This is a genomic window from Actinomyces stomatis (assembly GCF_031292835.1).
GTDB lineage: Bacteria > Actinomycetota > Actinomycetes > Actinomycetales > Actinomycetaceae > Actinomyces > Actinomyces stomatis.
Window position 1 is genome coordinate 36,201 of record NZ_JASPEP010000006.1, and the last position, 17,015, is coordinate 53,215.

General features: G+C 69.9%; 13 protein-coding genes. All 13 read left to right on the top strand.

The annotated features are described in order from the left end of the window. The first annotated feature begins 54 nt into the window (after nucleotides 1-54). Entirely contained in the window at nucleotides 55-1,335 is a 1,281-nt protein-coding gene (gene dinB, locus RIV12_RS05450; RefSeq protein WP_309322734.1) for a DNA polymerase IV, read from the top strand. Between the two features lie 191 nt (nucleotides 1,336-1,526). Continuing rightward, nucleotides 1,527-1,940 carry a DUF3040 domain-containing protein gene (locus RIV12_RS05455; RefSeq protein ID WP_075418904.1) on the top strand — a complete coding sequence of 138 codons (414 nt, stop codon included), beginning with the start codon at nucleotides 1,527-1,529 and terminating at the stop codon, nucleotides 1,938-1,940. A 624-nt stretch (nucleotides 1,941-2,564) separates the two neighbouring features. Continuing rightward, nucleotides 2,565-2,996 (top strand): division/cell wall cluster transcriptional repressor MraZ, encoded by a 432-nt coding sequence (gene mraZ, locus RIV12_RS05460; RefSeq protein ID WP_309322735.1) that lies wholly within the window; start codon nucleotides 2,565-2,567, stop codon nucleotides 2,994-2,996. Between the two features lie 271 nt (nucleotides 2,997-3,267). After that, entirely contained in the window at nucleotides 3,268-4,395 is a 1,128-nt protein-coding gene (gene rsmH, locus RIV12_RS05465) for a 16S rRNA (cytosine(1402)-N(4))-methyltransferase RsmH (protein WP_075418902.1), read from the top strand. 109 nt (nucleotides 4,396-4,504) lie between these two features. Beyond that, complete coding sequence (ftsL, locus tag RIV12_RS05470) at nucleotides 4,505-4,969, top strand: cell division protein FtsL (RefSeq protein ID WP_075418901.1); 465 nt, start codon at nucleotides 4,505-4,507, stop codon at nucleotides 4,967-4,969. Nucleotides 4,970-4,975: 6 nt separating this feature from the next. Then, nucleotides 4,976-6,775 (top strand): peptidoglycan D,D-transpeptidase FtsI family protein, encoded by a 1,800-nt coding sequence (locus RIV12_RS05475; RefSeq protein WP_075418900.1) that lies wholly within the window; start codon nucleotides 4,976-4,978, stop codon nucleotides 6,773-6,775. A 108-nt stretch (nucleotides 6,776-6,883) separates the two neighbouring features. Next, nucleotides 6,884-8,470 (top strand): UDP-N-acetylmuramoyl-L-alanyl-D-glutamate--2,6-diaminopimelate ligase, encoded by a 1,587-nt coding sequence (locus tag RIV12_RS05480; protein ID WP_309322736.1) that lies wholly within the window; start codon nucleotides 6,884-6,886, stop codon nucleotides 8,468-8,470. After that, nucleotides 8,455-9,906 carry a UDP-N-acetylmuramoyl-tripeptide--D-alanyl-D-alanine ligase gene (locus tag RIV12_RS05485; protein WP_309322737.1) on the top strand — a complete coding sequence of 484 codons (1,452 nt, stop codon included), beginning with the start codon at nucleotides 8,455-8,457 and terminating at the stop codon, nucleotides 9,904-9,906. The genes RIV12_RS05480 and RIV12_RS05485 overlap by 16 nt, the downstream gene beginning before the upstream one ends. Beyond that, entirely contained in the window at nucleotides 9,903-11,003 is a 1,101-nt protein-coding gene (mraY, locus tag RIV12_RS05490; protein ID WP_075418897.1) for a phospho-N-acetylmuramoyl-pentapeptide-transferase, read from the top strand. Before RIV12_RS05485 ends, mraY begins: the two co-directional genes overlap by 4 nt. A gap of 105 nt (nucleotides 11,004-11,108) precedes the next feature. Further along, nucleotides 11,109-12,668: a UDP-N-acetylmuramoyl-L-alanine--D-glutamate ligase gene (gene murD, locus RIV12_RS05495; protein ID WP_309322738.1), complete on the top strand. Its 1,560-nt coding sequence runs from the start codon at nucleotides 11,109-11,111 to the stop codon at nucleotides 12,666-12,668. Beyond that, entirely contained in the window at nucleotides 12,665-14,200 is a 1,536-nt protein-coding gene (locus tag RIV12_RS05500) for an FtsW/RodA/SpoVE family cell cycle protein (RefSeq protein WP_309322739.1), read from the top strand. Before murD ends, RIV12_RS05500 begins: the two co-directional genes overlap by 4 nt. Beyond that, on the top strand, nucleotides 14,184-15,443 hold the full coding sequence (murG, locus tag RIV12_RS05505) for an undecaprenyldiphospho-muramoylpentapeptide beta-N-acetylglucosaminyltransferase (protein WP_075418895.1): 1,260 nt from the start codon (nucleotides 14,184-14,186) through the stop codon (nucleotides 15,441-15,443). Before RIV12_RS05500 ends, murG begins: the two co-directional genes overlap by 17 nt. Then, nucleotides 15,440-17,014 carry a UDP-N-acetylmuramate--L-alanine ligase gene (gene murC, locus RIV12_RS05510; protein ID WP_309322740.1) on the top strand — a complete coding sequence of 525 codons (1,575 nt, stop codon included), beginning with the start codon at nucleotides 15,440-15,442 and terminating at the stop codon, nucleotides 17,012-17,014. Before murG ends, murC begins: the two co-directional genes overlap by 4 nt. The last annotated feature ends 1 nt before the right edge of the window (nucleotide 17,015 follow it).

Here is a 17,015-nt window from a genome sequence, read left to right on the forward strand (position 1 = left end):
ACTCATCTGGTCCTGCCAACCGGTGAGCACGTCGCACTCGTTGAGGAGGTGGAGATGAGCAGGGCGCCCCGTTCCCGGGCCGCGCGCCGGTCCTGGGGGGACGATGACTCCGCCACCCCCATCATCCACGTCGACATGGATGCCTTCTTCGCCTCGGTCGAGCTCCTCGAGCACCCCGAGCTGGTCGGCCGCCCCGTCATCGTCGGCGGCCGCGACGGCAGGGGCGTCGTCTCGGCCGCCTCCTACGAGGCCCGCGCCTTCGGCGTCTCCTCGGCGATGTCCATGGCAGAGGCCTCCCGGCGCTGCCCCCATGCCGTGGTCCTGCCCGTACGTCACGGCCTCTACTCCCAGGTCTCCGCCCAGGTCATGGCCGTCCTGGCGGAGGTCACCCCCGTCCTGGAGAAGGTGAGTATCGACGAGGCCTTTCTGGACGTGACCGGGGCCAGGCGCCGCATGGGCTCTCCGGTGACCATCGGCCGGTGGATCCGCACCGAGATACGCCGGCGAGTGGGTGTTCCGGCCTCGGTGGGCATTGCCTCCACCAAGTTCATCGCCAAGCTCGCCTCCTCCCACGCCAAGCCCGATGGTCTGCTCCTGGTGCCGGCCGGCGCCACGCAGGACTTCCTCAACGTGCTGCCGGTCGGGGCACTGTGGGGTGTGGGCGCCCGAACGCAGGAGGTCCTGGCCAGGTGGGGGATCAAGGACGTGCGCACGTTGGCGGGCACCGACGTGCGCCACCTGGAGAGGATCCTCGGCCGGGCCGCCGGACGCCACCTGCACGAGCTGTCCCACGGTGTCGACCCCCGCCGGGTGGAGCCGGTGCGTGAGGAGAAGTCGGTGGGGACCGAGACGACCTTCTTCGAGACCCTCACCGACCGGGAGCACGCCCGACGGGTACTGCTGGACCAGACCCACCAGTGCGCCGCACGCCTGCGCGCGGCAGACCTGCGCTGCCGTGTCGCCGTTCTCAAGGCCCGAGGGGCCGACTTCACCACCGTCACCCGATCACGCACCCTGGCCACTCCCACCGACCTCGCTCAGGACATCTGGGAGACCGTCTCCTCGCTCTACTCCGCCCTGCCCACCCCACCCGGAGGCTTTCGCCTCCTGGGGGTGCGGGTCGAGGGACTGCTGCGCCCCGACGACGGTGTGCAGCTCCTCCTGGACGAGGATCCTCGGCGCGGCGCCTCCGAGCGGGTTGCCGACGCCGTACGCCGCAGGTGGGGCGCACACGCGCTGGCCCCTGCCAGCCTCCTGCCGGGAGACGGGGCCGCCCGGACACCGCCCGACGAGGCGAGGCGACAAGGGCCGGATGACGCGAGCGAGTCGCAGTAGCGACGGGAGACCGTCACGATGGAGGCACTGAGTCGGACGATCCCCGGACGAGGCCGATCAGGGCAGGAGGGCGGTTCCGCCCCGGATCGGTCCGGTCCAACCGCTCAGGAGAGTTTTTCCTGAGCCGCCATAGCGCCTATCCTGGCAACTACGGCGCAGATCCCCGGCCCCGCCCGGAAGCAAGGAGCATGATGGCACTGTCAGAGCGAGAGCAGCAGGTCCTGCGAGACCTGGAATCGCAGCTCCATGAGGATGACCCCGAACTGGCTCAGACGTTCCAGCGTGAGGAACGTCGGCTCTCACGCCCCTCGCCCCGCCATATCGGTGGCGGCGTGGCCCTGGTCCTGGTCGGTCTGGCCCTTCTCATCGCGGGGGTCTCGGTGCCCCACAACGTCCTCTCCATCCTGCTGGGGGTCGCGGGCTTCCTCGTAGCCGTCGGCGGTGTCGCGCTGGCACTGACCCGGGTCGAGAGCTCTACGAGCTCACGTCGGCCCGCGGCAGGTCGAGGCAGGCCAGCCAGGGATGGGAACAGAGGGAAGAAGCGCTCCTCCTTCATGGACCGCCAGTCCGAGCGCTGGGATCGCAGGCGCGACTCCGAGGACTGACCGGCTCACATCCCCTCTCCCTCCCTGATCTTCTCCGTCCGCATCCCTGCGTCCCTCAGGCCGCGTCAATGCACACCGGTCTCCACCTTCCTCCACTTCCCCCACTTCCCTCCACCCCCGCATCCCTCCCGCTGGTACGACTCGACAGGTCCTGTCTCCAACGCTCACCCGTTCGAGGCGTGACCTGAGCGTATGGAGGACCCGATCAGCGCTCGGCAGACCCCGCGAGCCCGGGGATAGTCATCGAGATTCCAAGGACTTCATCGGATTTCAGCAGGCTTCGGGAAGAGCACCGCGGCTCTCCTCGTGTCTCTCCGCAGAAATCCTGAGCCCCACCGGAACTCTGCGTGCGGGCCGAGTGGATTCTGCTTTTTTCCTGTATGTCCACCACGCCGAGGAAGGTGGTGGTGAACGCCTCCCTCCACCTGTCCTCCACCTTCCTCCACCCCGCTTCCCGAGGTGCTGGATCGCTGTCATTCCAACGAAGAGTGAGGGGGTTGCGGTGGTGGTGGTGCCGTCGGTGATATGTAGTTGTGATGCTCTCGAAGGGGAGGGGTGGGAGAAAAGGGAGGGAAGTGGAGTAGGGTGGGGTGCACGGGGTCGTCGAGGGGAAGGAGGTGGCTCATGTTCCTGGGGACGCATGCACCCAAGCTGGACGAGAAGGGCCGTCTCATCCTCCCGGCGAAGTTCCGTGAAGAGCTTGCGGGCGGCGTGGTTCTGACCCGGGGTCAGGAGCACTGCCTGTACGCCTTCACCGCCGCCGAGTTCGAGCGCATGTATGCCCAGCTGCGTGAGGCCCCCCTCGCTCAGAAGCAGGCGCGCGACTATGTGCGCGTCATGCTCTCGGGGGCGGACTCGCAGATCCCGGACAAGCAGGGGCGTATCACGCTGCCTGCGCCACTGAGGGCCTACGCGGGCCTGAAGAAGGACCTGGCGGTGATCGGGGCCGGCGCCCGGGTGGAGATCTGGGACTCCGAGTCCTGGAGCACCTACCTGGAGGCTCAGGAACAGATCTTCGCCGATACGGCCGAGGAGATCATCCCGGGCTTCTTCTGACACCGCGACCTTCTCGACAACTGAACAAACCCGACGGACCGCACGCAGACGCCATCAGGGCTCTGGCGAACCATCTCGTGAGGTCTCCGCCCGATGTCGAGTCCGACGCCTCTTCCCCGGCGCCGGAACCACGGGAGGAGTCCTGGTGAGATGGCCGCCCCCCGGTTCCTCGGGGAGCGTGAGCGGCGGACGTCGAGGACCCAACAGCAACTGAGAACCAGCCAGGTACCCGGACCAGGTGCCGAGCCAGCACCAGAAAGGAGCACGCCTCATGACCAGTTCGCAGGCACAGGCATCCGCTGCCGACGCCGCCGGCCGGCACGAGCCGGTGCTCCTTGAGCGCTGCCTGGACCTGCTCGCTCCCGCCATCGAGAGCCCCGCCGACGGTACGTCGACGGGCAGTCCGGCCCGGCCGGTCATGATCGACTGCACCCTGGGTATGGGTGGGCACACCGAGGCGGCGCTCGAGCGATTCCCGGCTCTGAAGGTCGTGGGCATCGACCGCGACCCCGAGGCGATCGCGCTGGCCTCGGCGCGTCTGGCGCGTTTCGGGGACCGCTTCATCGCGGTTCAGGCGACCTATGACGCCGTCAACCAGGTGGCTCGTGAGCACTCCGCCAGCGCGGAGGGAACGGTGGACGCCGTCCTCATGGATCTGGGAGTCTCCTCCCTCCAGCTCGACGAGGCCTCACGAGGTTTCTCCTACGCCCGCCCCGCGCCTCTCGACATGCGCATGGACCAGGGCTCGGGAATGACCGCCCAGGACCTGCTCGAGACCGCGGACGCCGTCGAGCTCACCCGCATCCTGCGCACCTACGGCGAGGAGCGGTTCGCCTCCCGCGTCGCCGCCGCCATCGTGCGTCGCCGTGAGGCCGGGGAGCCGGTCGCCACCACCCAGGACCTGGCTGAGCTCGTCCGTCAGGCAGTACCTGCTCCGGCGCGACGCAGCGGCGGGCATCCGGCCAAACGGACCTTCCAGGCGCTGCGCATCGCCGTCAACGCCGAGCTCGACGTCCTGGAGCGGGCCGTGCCCCGAGCACTCAACAGCCTGCGCGTAGGAGGGCGCCTCGTGGTGGAGTCCTACCAGTCCCTGGAGGACCGCATCGTCAAACGGGCCCTCGCCCACGGAGCCACCTCCCGGGCGCCCCAGGACCTGCCAGTCATCCCCGAGGCGGACCGTCCCTACCTCGAGCTGCTCACCAACGGTGCGGAGAAGGCCGATGCCCGCGAGCTCGACCACAACCCCCGCTCCGCGCCAGTGCGACTGCGGGCAGCCGCCCGTCTGCGTCCGGCCGACCAGGCTCCTTCACCGGAGACGTCAGCACCCGCCGACGGCCGCGGGCGGGATCCCGGCCGCAGGAGTGGTGAACACTCCGTCCGCCGTCGCCACCGGGGCTAGGCGGGCCCTCCGTTCCAGACGTCGGCAGACCGTCCCAGACGGTCATCGACTTCCACTGCACCATCGTCCATCCACACCAGTCCAGCTACGCCACAGGGAAGGCACATTGATGAGCGCCACTGCTACTGCTCGAGTCACCCGCCCAATCGCGACGCGGCGCACCGCCCAGGCAAGTGGTTCCACCAGCACCCAGGGGCGCGCGGAGGCGGGCTCCGTCAAGCGGCCCCAGCTGCGCGTCGTCAGCGGCTCCTCCCGAGCGGCCTCATCGTCCCTCCCCTTCCTCTCCCTCATCATCTTCGTGCTGGCCGGTGCTCTCATCACCTCGATGCTCCTCAACGCCAAGATGGCCGACACCGCCTACCGGATGAAGGAGAAGCAGGTCGAGCTCAACGTCGCCGAGGACCACGTCGAGACGCTGCGCACCCAGGTCCAGGAGGCATCGGCACCCGACGCGCTGGCCGGCCGCGCCAAGGAGCTGGGGATGGTGCCCGCCGCTGCGCCCGGCGTCGTCGACGTCAACAAGGGGCAGCTCACCGAGGGAACTCCCGCCCATGCCCCCAAGACCGGGAAGTAGGCGCCTGTGAATCCTTCGCGTCGTCAGGCCCTCCAGCTCGGAGGGCTGCTCGTGTTCTCCGCGCTGGCCGGGCGCACCGTCTACGTCCAGGCGGTTGACGGACCGGAGCTTGCTGAGAAGGCGAAGGCCGAGCGTACGGTCACCTGGGTCAACCGAGCCCCCCGAGGTGACATCACCGGTCGGGACGGTACCGTCCTGGCCTCCTCGGCAGTCAGCTACGACGTCGGCGTCAACCAGCCCCTCATCGCTCAGTACGAGCGCACTGAGATGCGCTTCAACGAATCCACCGGCGTCAACGAGGAGGTCGTCGTCGACTACGGGGCGGCGGCGGTCGCGGCCCAGCTCGCACCGATCCTCAACGTCGATCCTCTTGAGCTCGGAGCCAAGCTCGTGGGCAACCGGAGCTACGAGGTCATCGCCCAGGAGGTATCTCCTGACACCTGGCGAAAGATCAAGGCCCTGGACATCTCCGGGGTTGAGCCCGACCAGCGCACCCGACGCACCTACCCGGCCGGGACCGTGGCCGGCAACGTCCTGGGCTTCACCCACGAGGGCGAGCACAACCGCGAGCTCATCGGGGCGGCCGGGCTCGAGCTCACCCAGAACAAGCACCTCACGGGAACCGACGGCAAGGGAAGCGAGGAGGTCGGGCGCAGCGGCGTCATCATCCCCACCGGTGAGCAGGAGGACAAGCCTGCCCGGCCCGGCGCCACGGTGCGCACCACCCTTAATCCCGACCTGCAGTCCATCGCCCAGGAGACCATCGACCGAACGGTCGCCGCCCAGCACGCGGACTGGGGCATCGTCATGGCCATGGAGCCGGCCACCGGCAAGGTCGTGGTCCTGGCCGACTCCAACTCGGTCGACCCCTCCGATCCCTCAGCCACATCCGAGGAGAACCGCACCGCCCGCAGCGTCCAGGCCGTCTTCGAGCCCGGAAGCGTCGGGAAGGTCGTCACCTTCGCCACCGCTCTGGAGGAGGGGGCGGTCAAGCCCGAGGACACCTGGACCATCCCCTACACCTGGTCCTCGGCCAGTGGGCAGACCTTCAAGGACGCCCACGAGCACGAGACCCAGACGATGACCACCGCCGGGGTCCTGGCGGAGTCGTCCAACGTCGGCACCGTGCAGATCGGCGAGAAGGTCTCCGACGATGTCCGCTACGACTACATGAAGCGCTTCGGCTGGGGGCAGGCCACCGGCATCGAGATGCCGGCGGAGTCCGACGGCATCCTCTACCCGCCCAGCTCCTGGGACGACCGCACCCGCTACACCACGATGTTCGGGCAGGGCGTCGCCGGCACCACCCTCCAGTCCCTCCAGGTACTGGCCACCGTGGCCAACAAGGGCGTGCGCGTGGCCCCGCGCGTCATCGACGCCTGGATCGATGCCGACGGCAAGGAGACTCCGCAGACCCGCCCCGAGGGGGTGCGGGTCATCTCCGAGGCGACTGCCAAGACCCTCACCGAGATGCTCATCGGCGTCACCCAGGAGGGCGGCACCGCGGAGTCCGCCTCCATCAACGGATACCTGGTGGCCGGTAAGACCGGAACCACCGAGATCCTCACCGACGACTCCACCGTGGCCTCCTTCGTCGGCTTTCTGCCGGCCCGCAACCCGGTGCTGGCCATCGCGGTCATCGTCAACCGGCCCGAGGGAATCTATGGAGGCACCGTTGCCGCCCCCGTCTTCCGGGAGGTGGCTCTGGCCGCCATGCAGGCCCTCAATATCGCCCCGGACCCGAGCGTCGTGGCGGCCCAGGCCGCTCGGAACGGAGCCGGTGGCGAGCGGGACGCGAGCCAGTGAGGTGGTGTATGGGGTGAGAGAAGCGTGACCACCAGCACCTCGGCGAAGTAGGCCGGAGATGCTCTTGTGGAACATCGACAGTGGAAGGTCGCGATAGATTGAGGAACTATGAGCAACCACGCCTACGAGTCGGCCGCCGCCCTACGGCCGAGCTCCAATGGTCCCATCCCCATCAGTACCCTGAGCGAGCGCTTCTCCCTGGCTCCCGCCTCAGCTGAGGATGCCGCCACCCTCAACGACCTGAGCATCCTGGGGGTCAGTGTCGACTCCGCCGACACCGCCCCGGGCGAGCTCTTCGTGGGGCTGCCCGGTTTCACCGCCCACGGCGCCCGCTTCGCCGCCGAGGCCGTCGCCTCCGGTGCCGTTGCCGTCCTGACCGATGCTGACGGAGCCCGGATCGTCCACGAGTCCGCTCCCGGTACCCCGGTCCTTGTGCACGACGACCCCCGTGCCGTCGTCGGCCCCCTGAGTGCCGAGGCCTACCACCATCCGGCTCGCGGTCTGATCACCACCGCCGTCACCGGGACCAACGGCAAGACGACCACCGCCTACTTCCTCGACGCGATCCTGTCCGCCCACGTCGGCGGCTGCATGGTGGCCGGAACCGTCGAGCTGCGCGTGGGGGAGCACTCCGTGGAGTCCCCGCGCACCACCGTCGAGGCCCCCGTCCTGCAGCGGATGATGGCCCTGGCCGTGGAGGACAGGGTCGGCGCCGCCTCCCTGGAGGCCTCCAGCCACGCCATCGTCCTGCACCGCCTCGACGGCCTCGTCGTCGACGTCGCCGGCTTCACCAACCTCCAGCGCGACCACCTCGACTTCCACAAGACCATGGAGGGCTACCTCGAGGCCAAGGCGCAGCTGTTCACCCCCGAGCACGCCCGCCGTGGCGTGGTCTGCGTCGATGACCAGTGGGGCGCCGCTCTGGCCGCCGAGGCACCCATCGAGATCGACCGCGTGCGCGCCTACCCCGGTGACACTCCCGCCGACTGGTGGGTCAGTGACGCCGCCGTCTCCCTGACCGACTCCGCCACCACCTTCACCCTCCACGGGCCCGACGGCGAGCAGATCGAGGCGTCCTGCCCCCTGCCCGGACTCGTCAACGTCCAGAACGCCGCTTTGGCCCTGGTCATGGCCATCCGTGCGGGGGTGCCCGCCGCCACGGCCGCCGCCGCCCTGGCCGGTGCCCACAACATCCCCGGCCGCATGCAGCGCATCAGCCAGCGCGACGGCCGACGCGGCCTGTGCATCGTCGACTTCGCCCACACCCCCGAGGCCATGGAACTGGCCCTCAAGGCCGTGCGTCCCATCACCCCGGGCCGTCTCATCGTGGTCTTCGGCTCCGACGGCGACCGCGACCAGGGCAAGCGGCCCATGCTGGGCGAGGTGTGCGCCCGCCTGGCGGACGTTCTGGTCGTCACCGACGAGAACCCCCGCAGCGAGGACCCCCAGCTCATCCGCGACGCCATCCTGGAGGGGGTGCGCGGCGTGCGCCCCGACCTGAAGGATGTCGAGGAGATCACCACCTGGCGCGGCGACGCCGTGCGTAGGGGCGTCGAGCTGTGCGAACCCGACGACACTGTCATCGTCACCGGGAAGGGGCACGAGCCCTTCCTGGAGATGGCCGGGGAGTTCATCCGCTACAACGACGCGCCCGTGATGGCCGAGGCCGTCGAGGAGAAATGGGGACGGGCATGAGGCTCAGCCTGAGTCAGATCGCGGCCGCCGTCGGCGGCAGACTCATCGGCCCGGACGCCCCCGTGACCGGACCGGTCGTCACCGACTCGCGTCAGGCCGCCGAGGGCTCGCTGTTCGTCGCCGTTCACGGCGAACGCACCGACGGCCACGCCCACCTGGGATCGGCCGGAGCCCTGGGCGCCGTCGGAGCCATCGTCTCCGACCTGGAGGCCGCCCGCAGCGGGCTGTCTCAGGGGCGGACCGAGGAGCCGTCCATGGGGCTCGTCCTCGTGGAGGACACCGTGACGGCCCTCGGCGCGCTGGCCCGTACCCACCTGGACGCTCTGCGCCGGGCCGCGGCCGAGCGCGGTGAGCGTCTCACCGTGGTGGCGATGACCGGCTCGGTGGGCAAGACCACCACTAAGGACCTCACCCGTCAGCTCCTGGCCGCCTCCGGCCCCACGGTGGCCCCCAGGGCCAGCTTCAACAACGAGATCGGCCTGCCGCTGACCGTGCTGGAGGCCGACGAGTCCACCCGCTACCTCGTCCTGGAGATGGGGGCCTCCGGGCCCGGGCACATCGCCTACCTCACCGACATCGCCCCCCTGGACGCGGCCGGGGTCCTCATGATCGGCCACGCCCACATGGGCGGTTTCGGCTCCATCGAGGGCGTCGCCGCGGCCAAGGCGGAGATCATCGCCGGCCTGCGGCCCGAAGGAACCGCCGTCCTCAACGCCGACGACGCCCGCGCCGCAGCCATGGCCGAGCTCGCACCGGCACAGGTCCTCACCTTCTCCGCCCAAGGTCGGGCGGCCGACCTGAGGGCCGAGAACGTGGACTTGGACGCGGCCGCCCGAGCCGCCTTCGACCTTCACCTGCCCGGTCTGGACGCCCCCCGACGCGTCCAGCTGGCAGTCGCCGGCGCTCACAACGTCGCCAACGCCCTGGCCGCCGCGGGACTGGCCCTGGCCGCAGGGATCGCCCCGGAGCTCATCGCCGAGAGGCTCTGCTCCGTGAGCATCGAGAGCCCCCACCGCATGGATGTGTCGGAGCTCGGTGGGGATCTTCTCCTTATCGACGACTCCTACAACGCCAACATCGACTCCATGACGGCGGCGCTGGCCGTACTACCGGCTCTGGCCGGGGACCGGCGTCGCGTCGTCGTGGTTTCCGAGATGCTCGAGCTGGGGGAGTCCTCGGCCGCCGATCACGCGCGCACCGGAGAGCTAGCGGCCCAAGCCGGAGCCGCTATGCTCATCGGCATCGGCTCCACCCAGGAGGCACTCGAGGCGGCCGGGGCGCGAGGGGTCGAGGTCGTCGGCTTCGATGACGCCGCGACCGCCATCTCCCAGATCGACGCCCTGCTGTCCGACGGCGACGCCGTCCTGGTCAAGGGCTCCAACGGCTCGGGCGCCTGGCGCCTGGCCGATCACCTCAAGGAGGTTCGTCCCCGATGACCGCCATCCTCATCTCCGGCGTGGTCGGACTGGTGGGCACCCTGTTGGGGACCCCTCTGCTCATCCGCTACCTCCACGCCAAGGAGTACGGACAGTTCATCCGCCAGGACGGCCCCCAGGGACACTTCACCAAGCGCGGCACGCCGACCATGGGCGGCCTCGTCATCATCATCTCCACCGTCCTGGGATACACCCTGGCCAATCTCACCCAGCTGCGCACACCGCGCGCCTCCGGGGTCCTGCTGCTCTTCCTCATCGTCGGGCTCGGGCTCATCGGATTCCTGGACGACTTCGAGAAGATCTCCAAGCAGCGCTCCCTGGGGCTGCGGGCCTGGCAGAAGATCGTGGGGCAGGCGCTCATCGGTATCGGATTCTCGGTGGCGGCCCTGCACTTCGCGGACCGCAACGGGCTCACCCCCGCCTCCACCCGGATCTCCTTCGCCCGGGACTCGGCGATCAATCTGGCCTTTGCCGGCAGCGTCGTCGGGCTCATCCTGTTCATCCTGTGGGCCAACTTCCTCATCACCGCCTGGTCCAACGCCGTCAACCTCACCGACGGTCTCGACGGACTGGCCGCCGGCGCCTCCGCCATGGTCTTCGGCGCCTACACGCTCATCGGGGTGTGGCAGACGAACCAGTCCTGCAACTACGGCCACGAGACCATGGTCCCCACCACCTGCTACCAGGTCAGGGACCCACGAGATCTGGCCATGATCGCCGCCGCCCTCATGGGTGCCTGCTTCGGCTTCCTGTGGTGGAACGCCTCACCGGCCAAGATCTTCATGGGCGACACCGGGTCGCTGGCCCTGGGAGGGGCCGTCGCCGGCCTGTCGATCCTCACCCGCACCGAGTTCCTCGCCGTCATCCTGGGCGGACTCTTCCTGGCCGAGGTCATGAGCGACATCATCCAGATCGTCTCGTTCAAGTCGACAGGCCGACGCGTCTTCCGCATGGCTCCACTGCATCACCACTTCGAACTGGGAGGATGGACCGAGGTCAATGTGGTGATCCGCTTCTGGATCATCGCCGGCCTGTGCGTCATCGCGGGACTCGGACTCTTCTACGCCGAGTACCTGCGCCAGCTCATCTTCGGGTGAGCCGGGATGCTCGGGCCTCTGCGACCCGACGAACCATTGATGCAGTCATATCCCGCCGGCCGCCCGGCGAGGAGCAGCAAGGAACCAGGAGCGTGAGCCCGCACCGTGACCAGTCTGACTGAAGTCCCCGGTGATCCGCCCAGCGCCGTCACCGGCCCCGGCGGGTCCCTGAGCGACCAGCTCGACGGCGCCCACGTGGCCGTCGTCGGACTCGGGCGCACCGGGCGCGCCGTCGTCGATGCCCTGGCCACCCTGGGGGCCCGCATCCACGTCTTCGACAGCCGTGAGTCCTCCATCGAGACGCTGGAGACCCCCGTGGCCTCTACCACGATCGCCGACGCCGAGGCGACCGCTGCCGCCCTGGCGGACTCACCGGCGCGGCTCCTCGTCGTCTCGCCCGGAGTCCCGGCCACCGGGCCGGTCCTGCGAAGCGCCGAGGCGGCGGGTATCGAGACCTGGAGCGAGGTCGAGCTGGCCTGGAGAATCCAGCAGGACTCATCGCGTCCGGACGTCCCCTGGCTGACTCTGACCGGTACGGACGGCAAGACCACCACGGTCAGCATGCTCTCGGCGATCCTGGCGGCCCAGGGGCTCACGGCCCCGGCCGTCGGCAACATCGGTACCCCCGTCATTGAGGCGGTCCTTGCCGGCAGCGCCGACGCCCTGGCCGTGGAGCTGTCCAGCTTCCAGCTCCACACCACCAGGACCCTGGCGCCCCTGGCCTCGGCCTGCCTCAACCTGGCCGCCGATCACCTCGACTGGCACGGGGGTCTGGAGGCGTACGCCCAGGACAAGGCCCGCGTCTACTCCCGCACCCGGCTGGCCGCCGTCTACAACCTCGCCGACGCCACCACCGAGGACATGGTCCGTCAGGCCGACGTCGTCGAGGGCTGTCGCGCTGTCGGCTTCACCCTGGCCGCTCCGGCGTTGGGACAGGTCGGCATGGTCGAGGACCTGCTGGTCGACCGCGCCTTCCACGCCCAGCGACGCTCCAGTGGCATCGAGCTGGCCACCACCGCCGACCTCGCGCACCTGGCCCCAGGGCGGCGCGCCCAGAACCTTCCCGCGCACCTGCTGGCCGACGCCCTGGCGGCCGCCGCACTGGCCCGTGCGGCCGGAGTCGACCCGGAGGCGGTCGTGGCCGGACTGCGCGCCTACAGTCCCGGAGCCCACCGGATCGTCACCGTCGCCGAGGCGGACGGCATTGCCTGGGTCGACGACTCCAAGGCCACCAACCCGCACTCCGCCGAGGCCGCGCTGACCTCTCTGCCGCAGGGGACCGGCGTCTGGATCTGCGGCGGTGACACCAAGGGCGCCCAGTTCTTCGATCTGGTCCGCACGGTGCGCCCCCACCTGCGCGGCGCCGTGGTCATCGGTAAGGACCAGGACGACATCCTGGCGGCTCTGGAGCGGGAGGCTCCCGGCCTGCCCGTCACCCGCGTCAGTGACGGCACCGCCGAGCAGGTGAGCGCCGCGGCCGTGGAGGCCGCCGGCGCCATGGCCCGCAGTGGTGACACCGTCATGTTGGCCCCTGCCTGCGCCTCCTGGGACCAGTTCACGTCCTACGCCCAGCGCGGTGACCTGTTCGCCGCCGAAGCCCAGGCCTACACCCGGAGCGATGGCGGCCGGGACACGGACGCCTCCGGCGACCAGGAGCAGCTGTGAAGACCGGGTCTACCTCGGCAACCGCTCCCCGCTCGTCGACCCCCTCCTCGTCAGGCTCCTCGCGGGCGTCCGCACGTTCGCCACAAGGGGCCGGCGCCGGTCGCAAGCAGGAGCGGACCGCGCCCCGGAGGGGGACCGCCACGCCGTCCAAGCAGCCGAGGAAGCCATCCGGCTCACTGCCCACCGGGTCGCGTGATCGCCTGCGTGACGCCTGGCGCAGGCGCCTGGCGCACTGGGGCGAGCGGCTCTCGCGGCCCTGGGACGGTGATGGGGGCTCCCAGGTCGATGGTGCCTCTCAGAAGCGTCGTCGGCGTCCCTCAGCCGGCGGGCCCGACTCCGCTCAGAGCTCCGAGCAGGTGACTCTGACCTACTACTGCCTGCTCGTCTCCACCCTGGTGCTGGAGACCTTCGGACTCATCATGGTCTTCTCCGTGCAGTCGGTGACTGTTGCCGCCAACGGTGGCAACGCCTTCACCGACTTCGCCAAGTACCTCATCTTCGCGGCGGTGGGGACCCTGGGCATGGTGGGGGTCTCCCGCATACCGCTGTCCTGGTTCCCGCGGATGGCCTGGGTCCTCCTGGTGCTGACGATCGCCATGCAGTGCCTGGTGTTCACGCCCATCGGTGTCAACGTCTACGGCAACCGCAACTGGATCCAGGTCCCGGGGGTCGGCACGGCCCAGCCCTCGGAGTTCATCAAGGTGGCCCTCGCCCTGGTCCTGGGCACCCTGGTGACCTGGTACACGGACAAGCGCCCTCGCGACCGGGTGTGGGCGGCGGGCTGGTGCGGCGTCGCCGTTGCGATCCTGACTGTCTTCGGCGGACAGGATCTGGGAACCGTCATCATTCTGGTGAGCATCGTCGCCGGAGCCCTGTGGGTGGGGGGAATGCGGAAGCGCTGGTTCGCCCTCCTGGGTGCCGGTGGCGTCGTCATGTTCGCGGCCGCCTCCATGCTCAGCGCCAACCGGCGCGCCCGGATCACCGCCTGGATCCATCCCGAGGGCGCGGACCCCACGGGCGTGGGATACCAACCCAAGCATGGGATGTGGGCGCTGGGGACCGGAGGCTGGCTCGGGGTGGGACCGGGATCCTCGCGCCAGAAGTGGGGCTACCTCACCCAGGCCGACTCCGACTACATCTTCGCCGTGCTCGGTGAGGAGTTCGGACTGGTGGGTACGCTCGTCGTCATCGCCCTGTTCGCCGCCATCGGTGCTTGCTGCCTGCGGCTCATGAGACGTCACACCTCCACGTACGTCGTGGCCACGACCTCGGCCATCGGTGCGTGGATCGTGGGGCAGGCGATCATCAACATGGGGGTCGTCACCGGCGCGCTGCCGGTGCTGGGAGTCCCGCTTCCCCTCGTCAGCCGTGGAGGGACCGCGCTGGTGTCGGTCCTCCTGGCCATCGGGGTGCTTCTCGCCTTCGCGCGCCACGAACCCGGCGCGCAGGAGGCCCTGTCCACGAGTCCCGGGGCGCTGCGTCGTTCCCTGGCAGTGATTGTCCCAAGGAGGAACCGTGCCCGAGACAAGTGAGAGCGCAAACTCGCCCCAGCAGGTGGGTCCCAGCGGCGCGGAGCGGCCCCGGCCGTTGCGGGTACTGCTGGCCGGTGGGGGCACTGCCGGCCATGTCAACCCGTTGCTGGCCACGGCCGCGGCCCTGCAGGACCCGGCCCTGGGCGGCGATCCTCGTACGCAGATCCTCGTCCTGGGGACCGCCGAAGGACTGGAGAATCGGCTGGTGCCCGAGGCCGGCTTCGAGCTGGCGCTCGTTCCCAGGGTCCCTCTGCCTCGGCGCCCCAGCGGTGACCTGCTGCGTCTGCCGCACCGGCTGGGGAAGGCGATCAGCGCGGCCACCGAGGCCATTGAGACGGTCAGGGCCGACGTCGTCGTCGGTTTCGGCGGCTACGTGTCGACCCCGGCCTACCTGGCCGCCAGGAAGGCCGGCGTACCGGTCGTCATCCATGAGCAGAACGCCCGCCCGGGGCTGGCCAACCGACTGGGGGCGTCCTGGGCGCAGGCGGTCGCCCTGACCTTCGCCTCCACCCGCCTCAAGGCATCCAAGGGACGCACCGAAGTCACAGGACTGCCGCTGCGCCCGGCCATCGCCACCCTGGTGGCGCAGAGGGCTACGAGCGAGGGGACGCGCCGGGCTCGCGTCGAGGGTGCGCAGGCACTGGGACTCGACCCCGACCTGCCCACGCTGTTGGTGACGGGCGGCTCCCTGGGGGCCCAGCACCTCAACGAGGTTCTGAGTGAGTCGCTGGGCTCCCTGCCCACCGGACTGCAGGTGCTGCACCTGACCGGTAAGGACAAGGACGCCCCGGTGCGCGCCGCTCTCGAGGCGGCAGTGGCCTCAGGTGCTGCGGAGGACCTCACTGGGCGGTACCACGTGCTCGACTACCTGACCACGATGGAACAGGCCTACGCCTGCGCCGACGGAGTCCTGTGCCGGTCCGGCGCCGGTACCGTCGCAGAGATCACGGCTCTGGGACTTCCAGCGCTCTACGTCCCCTTGCCGATCGGCAACGGGGAGCAACGTCTCAACGCGGCTGACGTCCTGGCCTCAGGAGGCGGACGCATGGTGCTCGACGCCGATCTCACGCCCTCCGACATCCTTGACTTCGCGATGCTCATCTCCGACCCTGAGCGGCAGGCCGCCATGGCCCGGGCCGCTGCCTCCACCGGCGTCCAGGATGCGGCGGCACGCTTGGCCGCCCTCATCCAGCAGTGCGCCTCCATCCACGGCACTCCCACTGATGAGGAGAATGCGGCATGACTGCCACGACATCCCAGGACAGTTCCCGCACCGCCGGCCGGCCGGCCGGCGGCGACCAATGCACGCTGGCAGACAGGGCCTTTCACCTCATTGGTATCGGGGGAGCGGGGATGAGCGTGGTCGCTCAGCTTCTCGCCGCCCGTGGGGCCCGGGTCTCTGGCTCCGACGCCCGTGGCGGTCCCGCCTTCGACCACCTGACCGACCTGGGCATCACGACCCACCTGGGGCATGACGCCGCACACGTTCCCGAGCGGAGCACAGTCGTGGTGTCCACCGCGATCAAGGAGACCAACCCGGAGCTCGCTGAGGCCCGCCGGCGGGACCAGGAGGTCATCCACCGGTCTCAGGCGCTGGCCCTGGCCGCTCAGGGGCTGGACTTCGTCGCCGTGGCGGGTGCGCACGGCAAGACGACGACCTCAGGCATGCTCGCCGAGGCCCTCACGGATGCCGGCGCCGACCCCTCCTTCGCCATCGGCGGGGTCGTGCGGGCCCTGGGGACCGGAGCCCACCTGGGGAGCGGTCCCGCCCTGGTCGCGGAGGCCGATGAGTCCGACCGCTCCTTCCTCAACTACTCGCCCCGCGTGGAGATCGTCACCAACGTCGAGCCCGACCACCTCGACAGCTACGGCACCGCGGAGGCCTTCGAGGAGGCATTCGTCGACTTTGCTCACCGTCTGGTGCCCGGGGGGCTCCTGGTTGCCTGCGCCGCCGACGCCGGCGCACTGCGTCTGGCGCAGTCCGCAGCCGCCGAGGGCCTGCGCGTGGTCACCTACTCCTTCGGAGGCCCCGACACCCTCCCCGGCGGAGCGCTCGTGGGGGAGGGACACGTCCACCTGGATATCCAGGATCGCGGAGCCTCAACCACTCATGCGCTGCTGACCCTCACCGCGGCGACCGACCGTGCGCCCGCCGGCGGCACCGGCGAGGAGGCGGTCCACAGCCCGGTTGAGCTGGTGCTTGCCGTGCCCGGCGACCATGTGGCCCTCGACGCCGCCGGCGCCTGGGCCGCGGGCATCGAGCTCGGCGTCGAACCCGTCCGAATGGCCCGGGCACTGGGAGCGTTCGGAGGTACGGGCCGGCGTTTCGAGGACAGGGGCGAGGTCGACGGCGTGCGCGTCATCGACGACTACGCCCACCACCCCACGGAGATCGAGGCACTGCTGCGTACGGCGCGGGGCGTGGCCCAGGAGCGCGGAGGCCGGGTCCTGGTTCTGTTCCAGCCGCACCTGTTCTCCCGTACCAGGGCCTTCGCCGACCACTTCGGACAGGCACTTGCCCTGGCTGACGCCGTCGTCATCACGGATGTCTACCCCGCTCGAGAGACGCAGTCGGACTTCCCCGGTGTCACAGGAAACACGGTCGCCCAGGAGGTCCCCGGTGGCAGAGCCAGATTCGTCGCCGAGCGCCTCGACGCCGCGCACACGGTGGCCGACCTGGCGCGCCCCGGTGACCTGCTGCTGACAGTCGGGGCCGGAGACGTCACAGAACTCGCCGCCACGGTACTGACCGACCTGGCGGCGCGTGAGGGCGGTGCAGCCTCCTCACCTGAAGACCGAGGCGAGCGGGCATGAG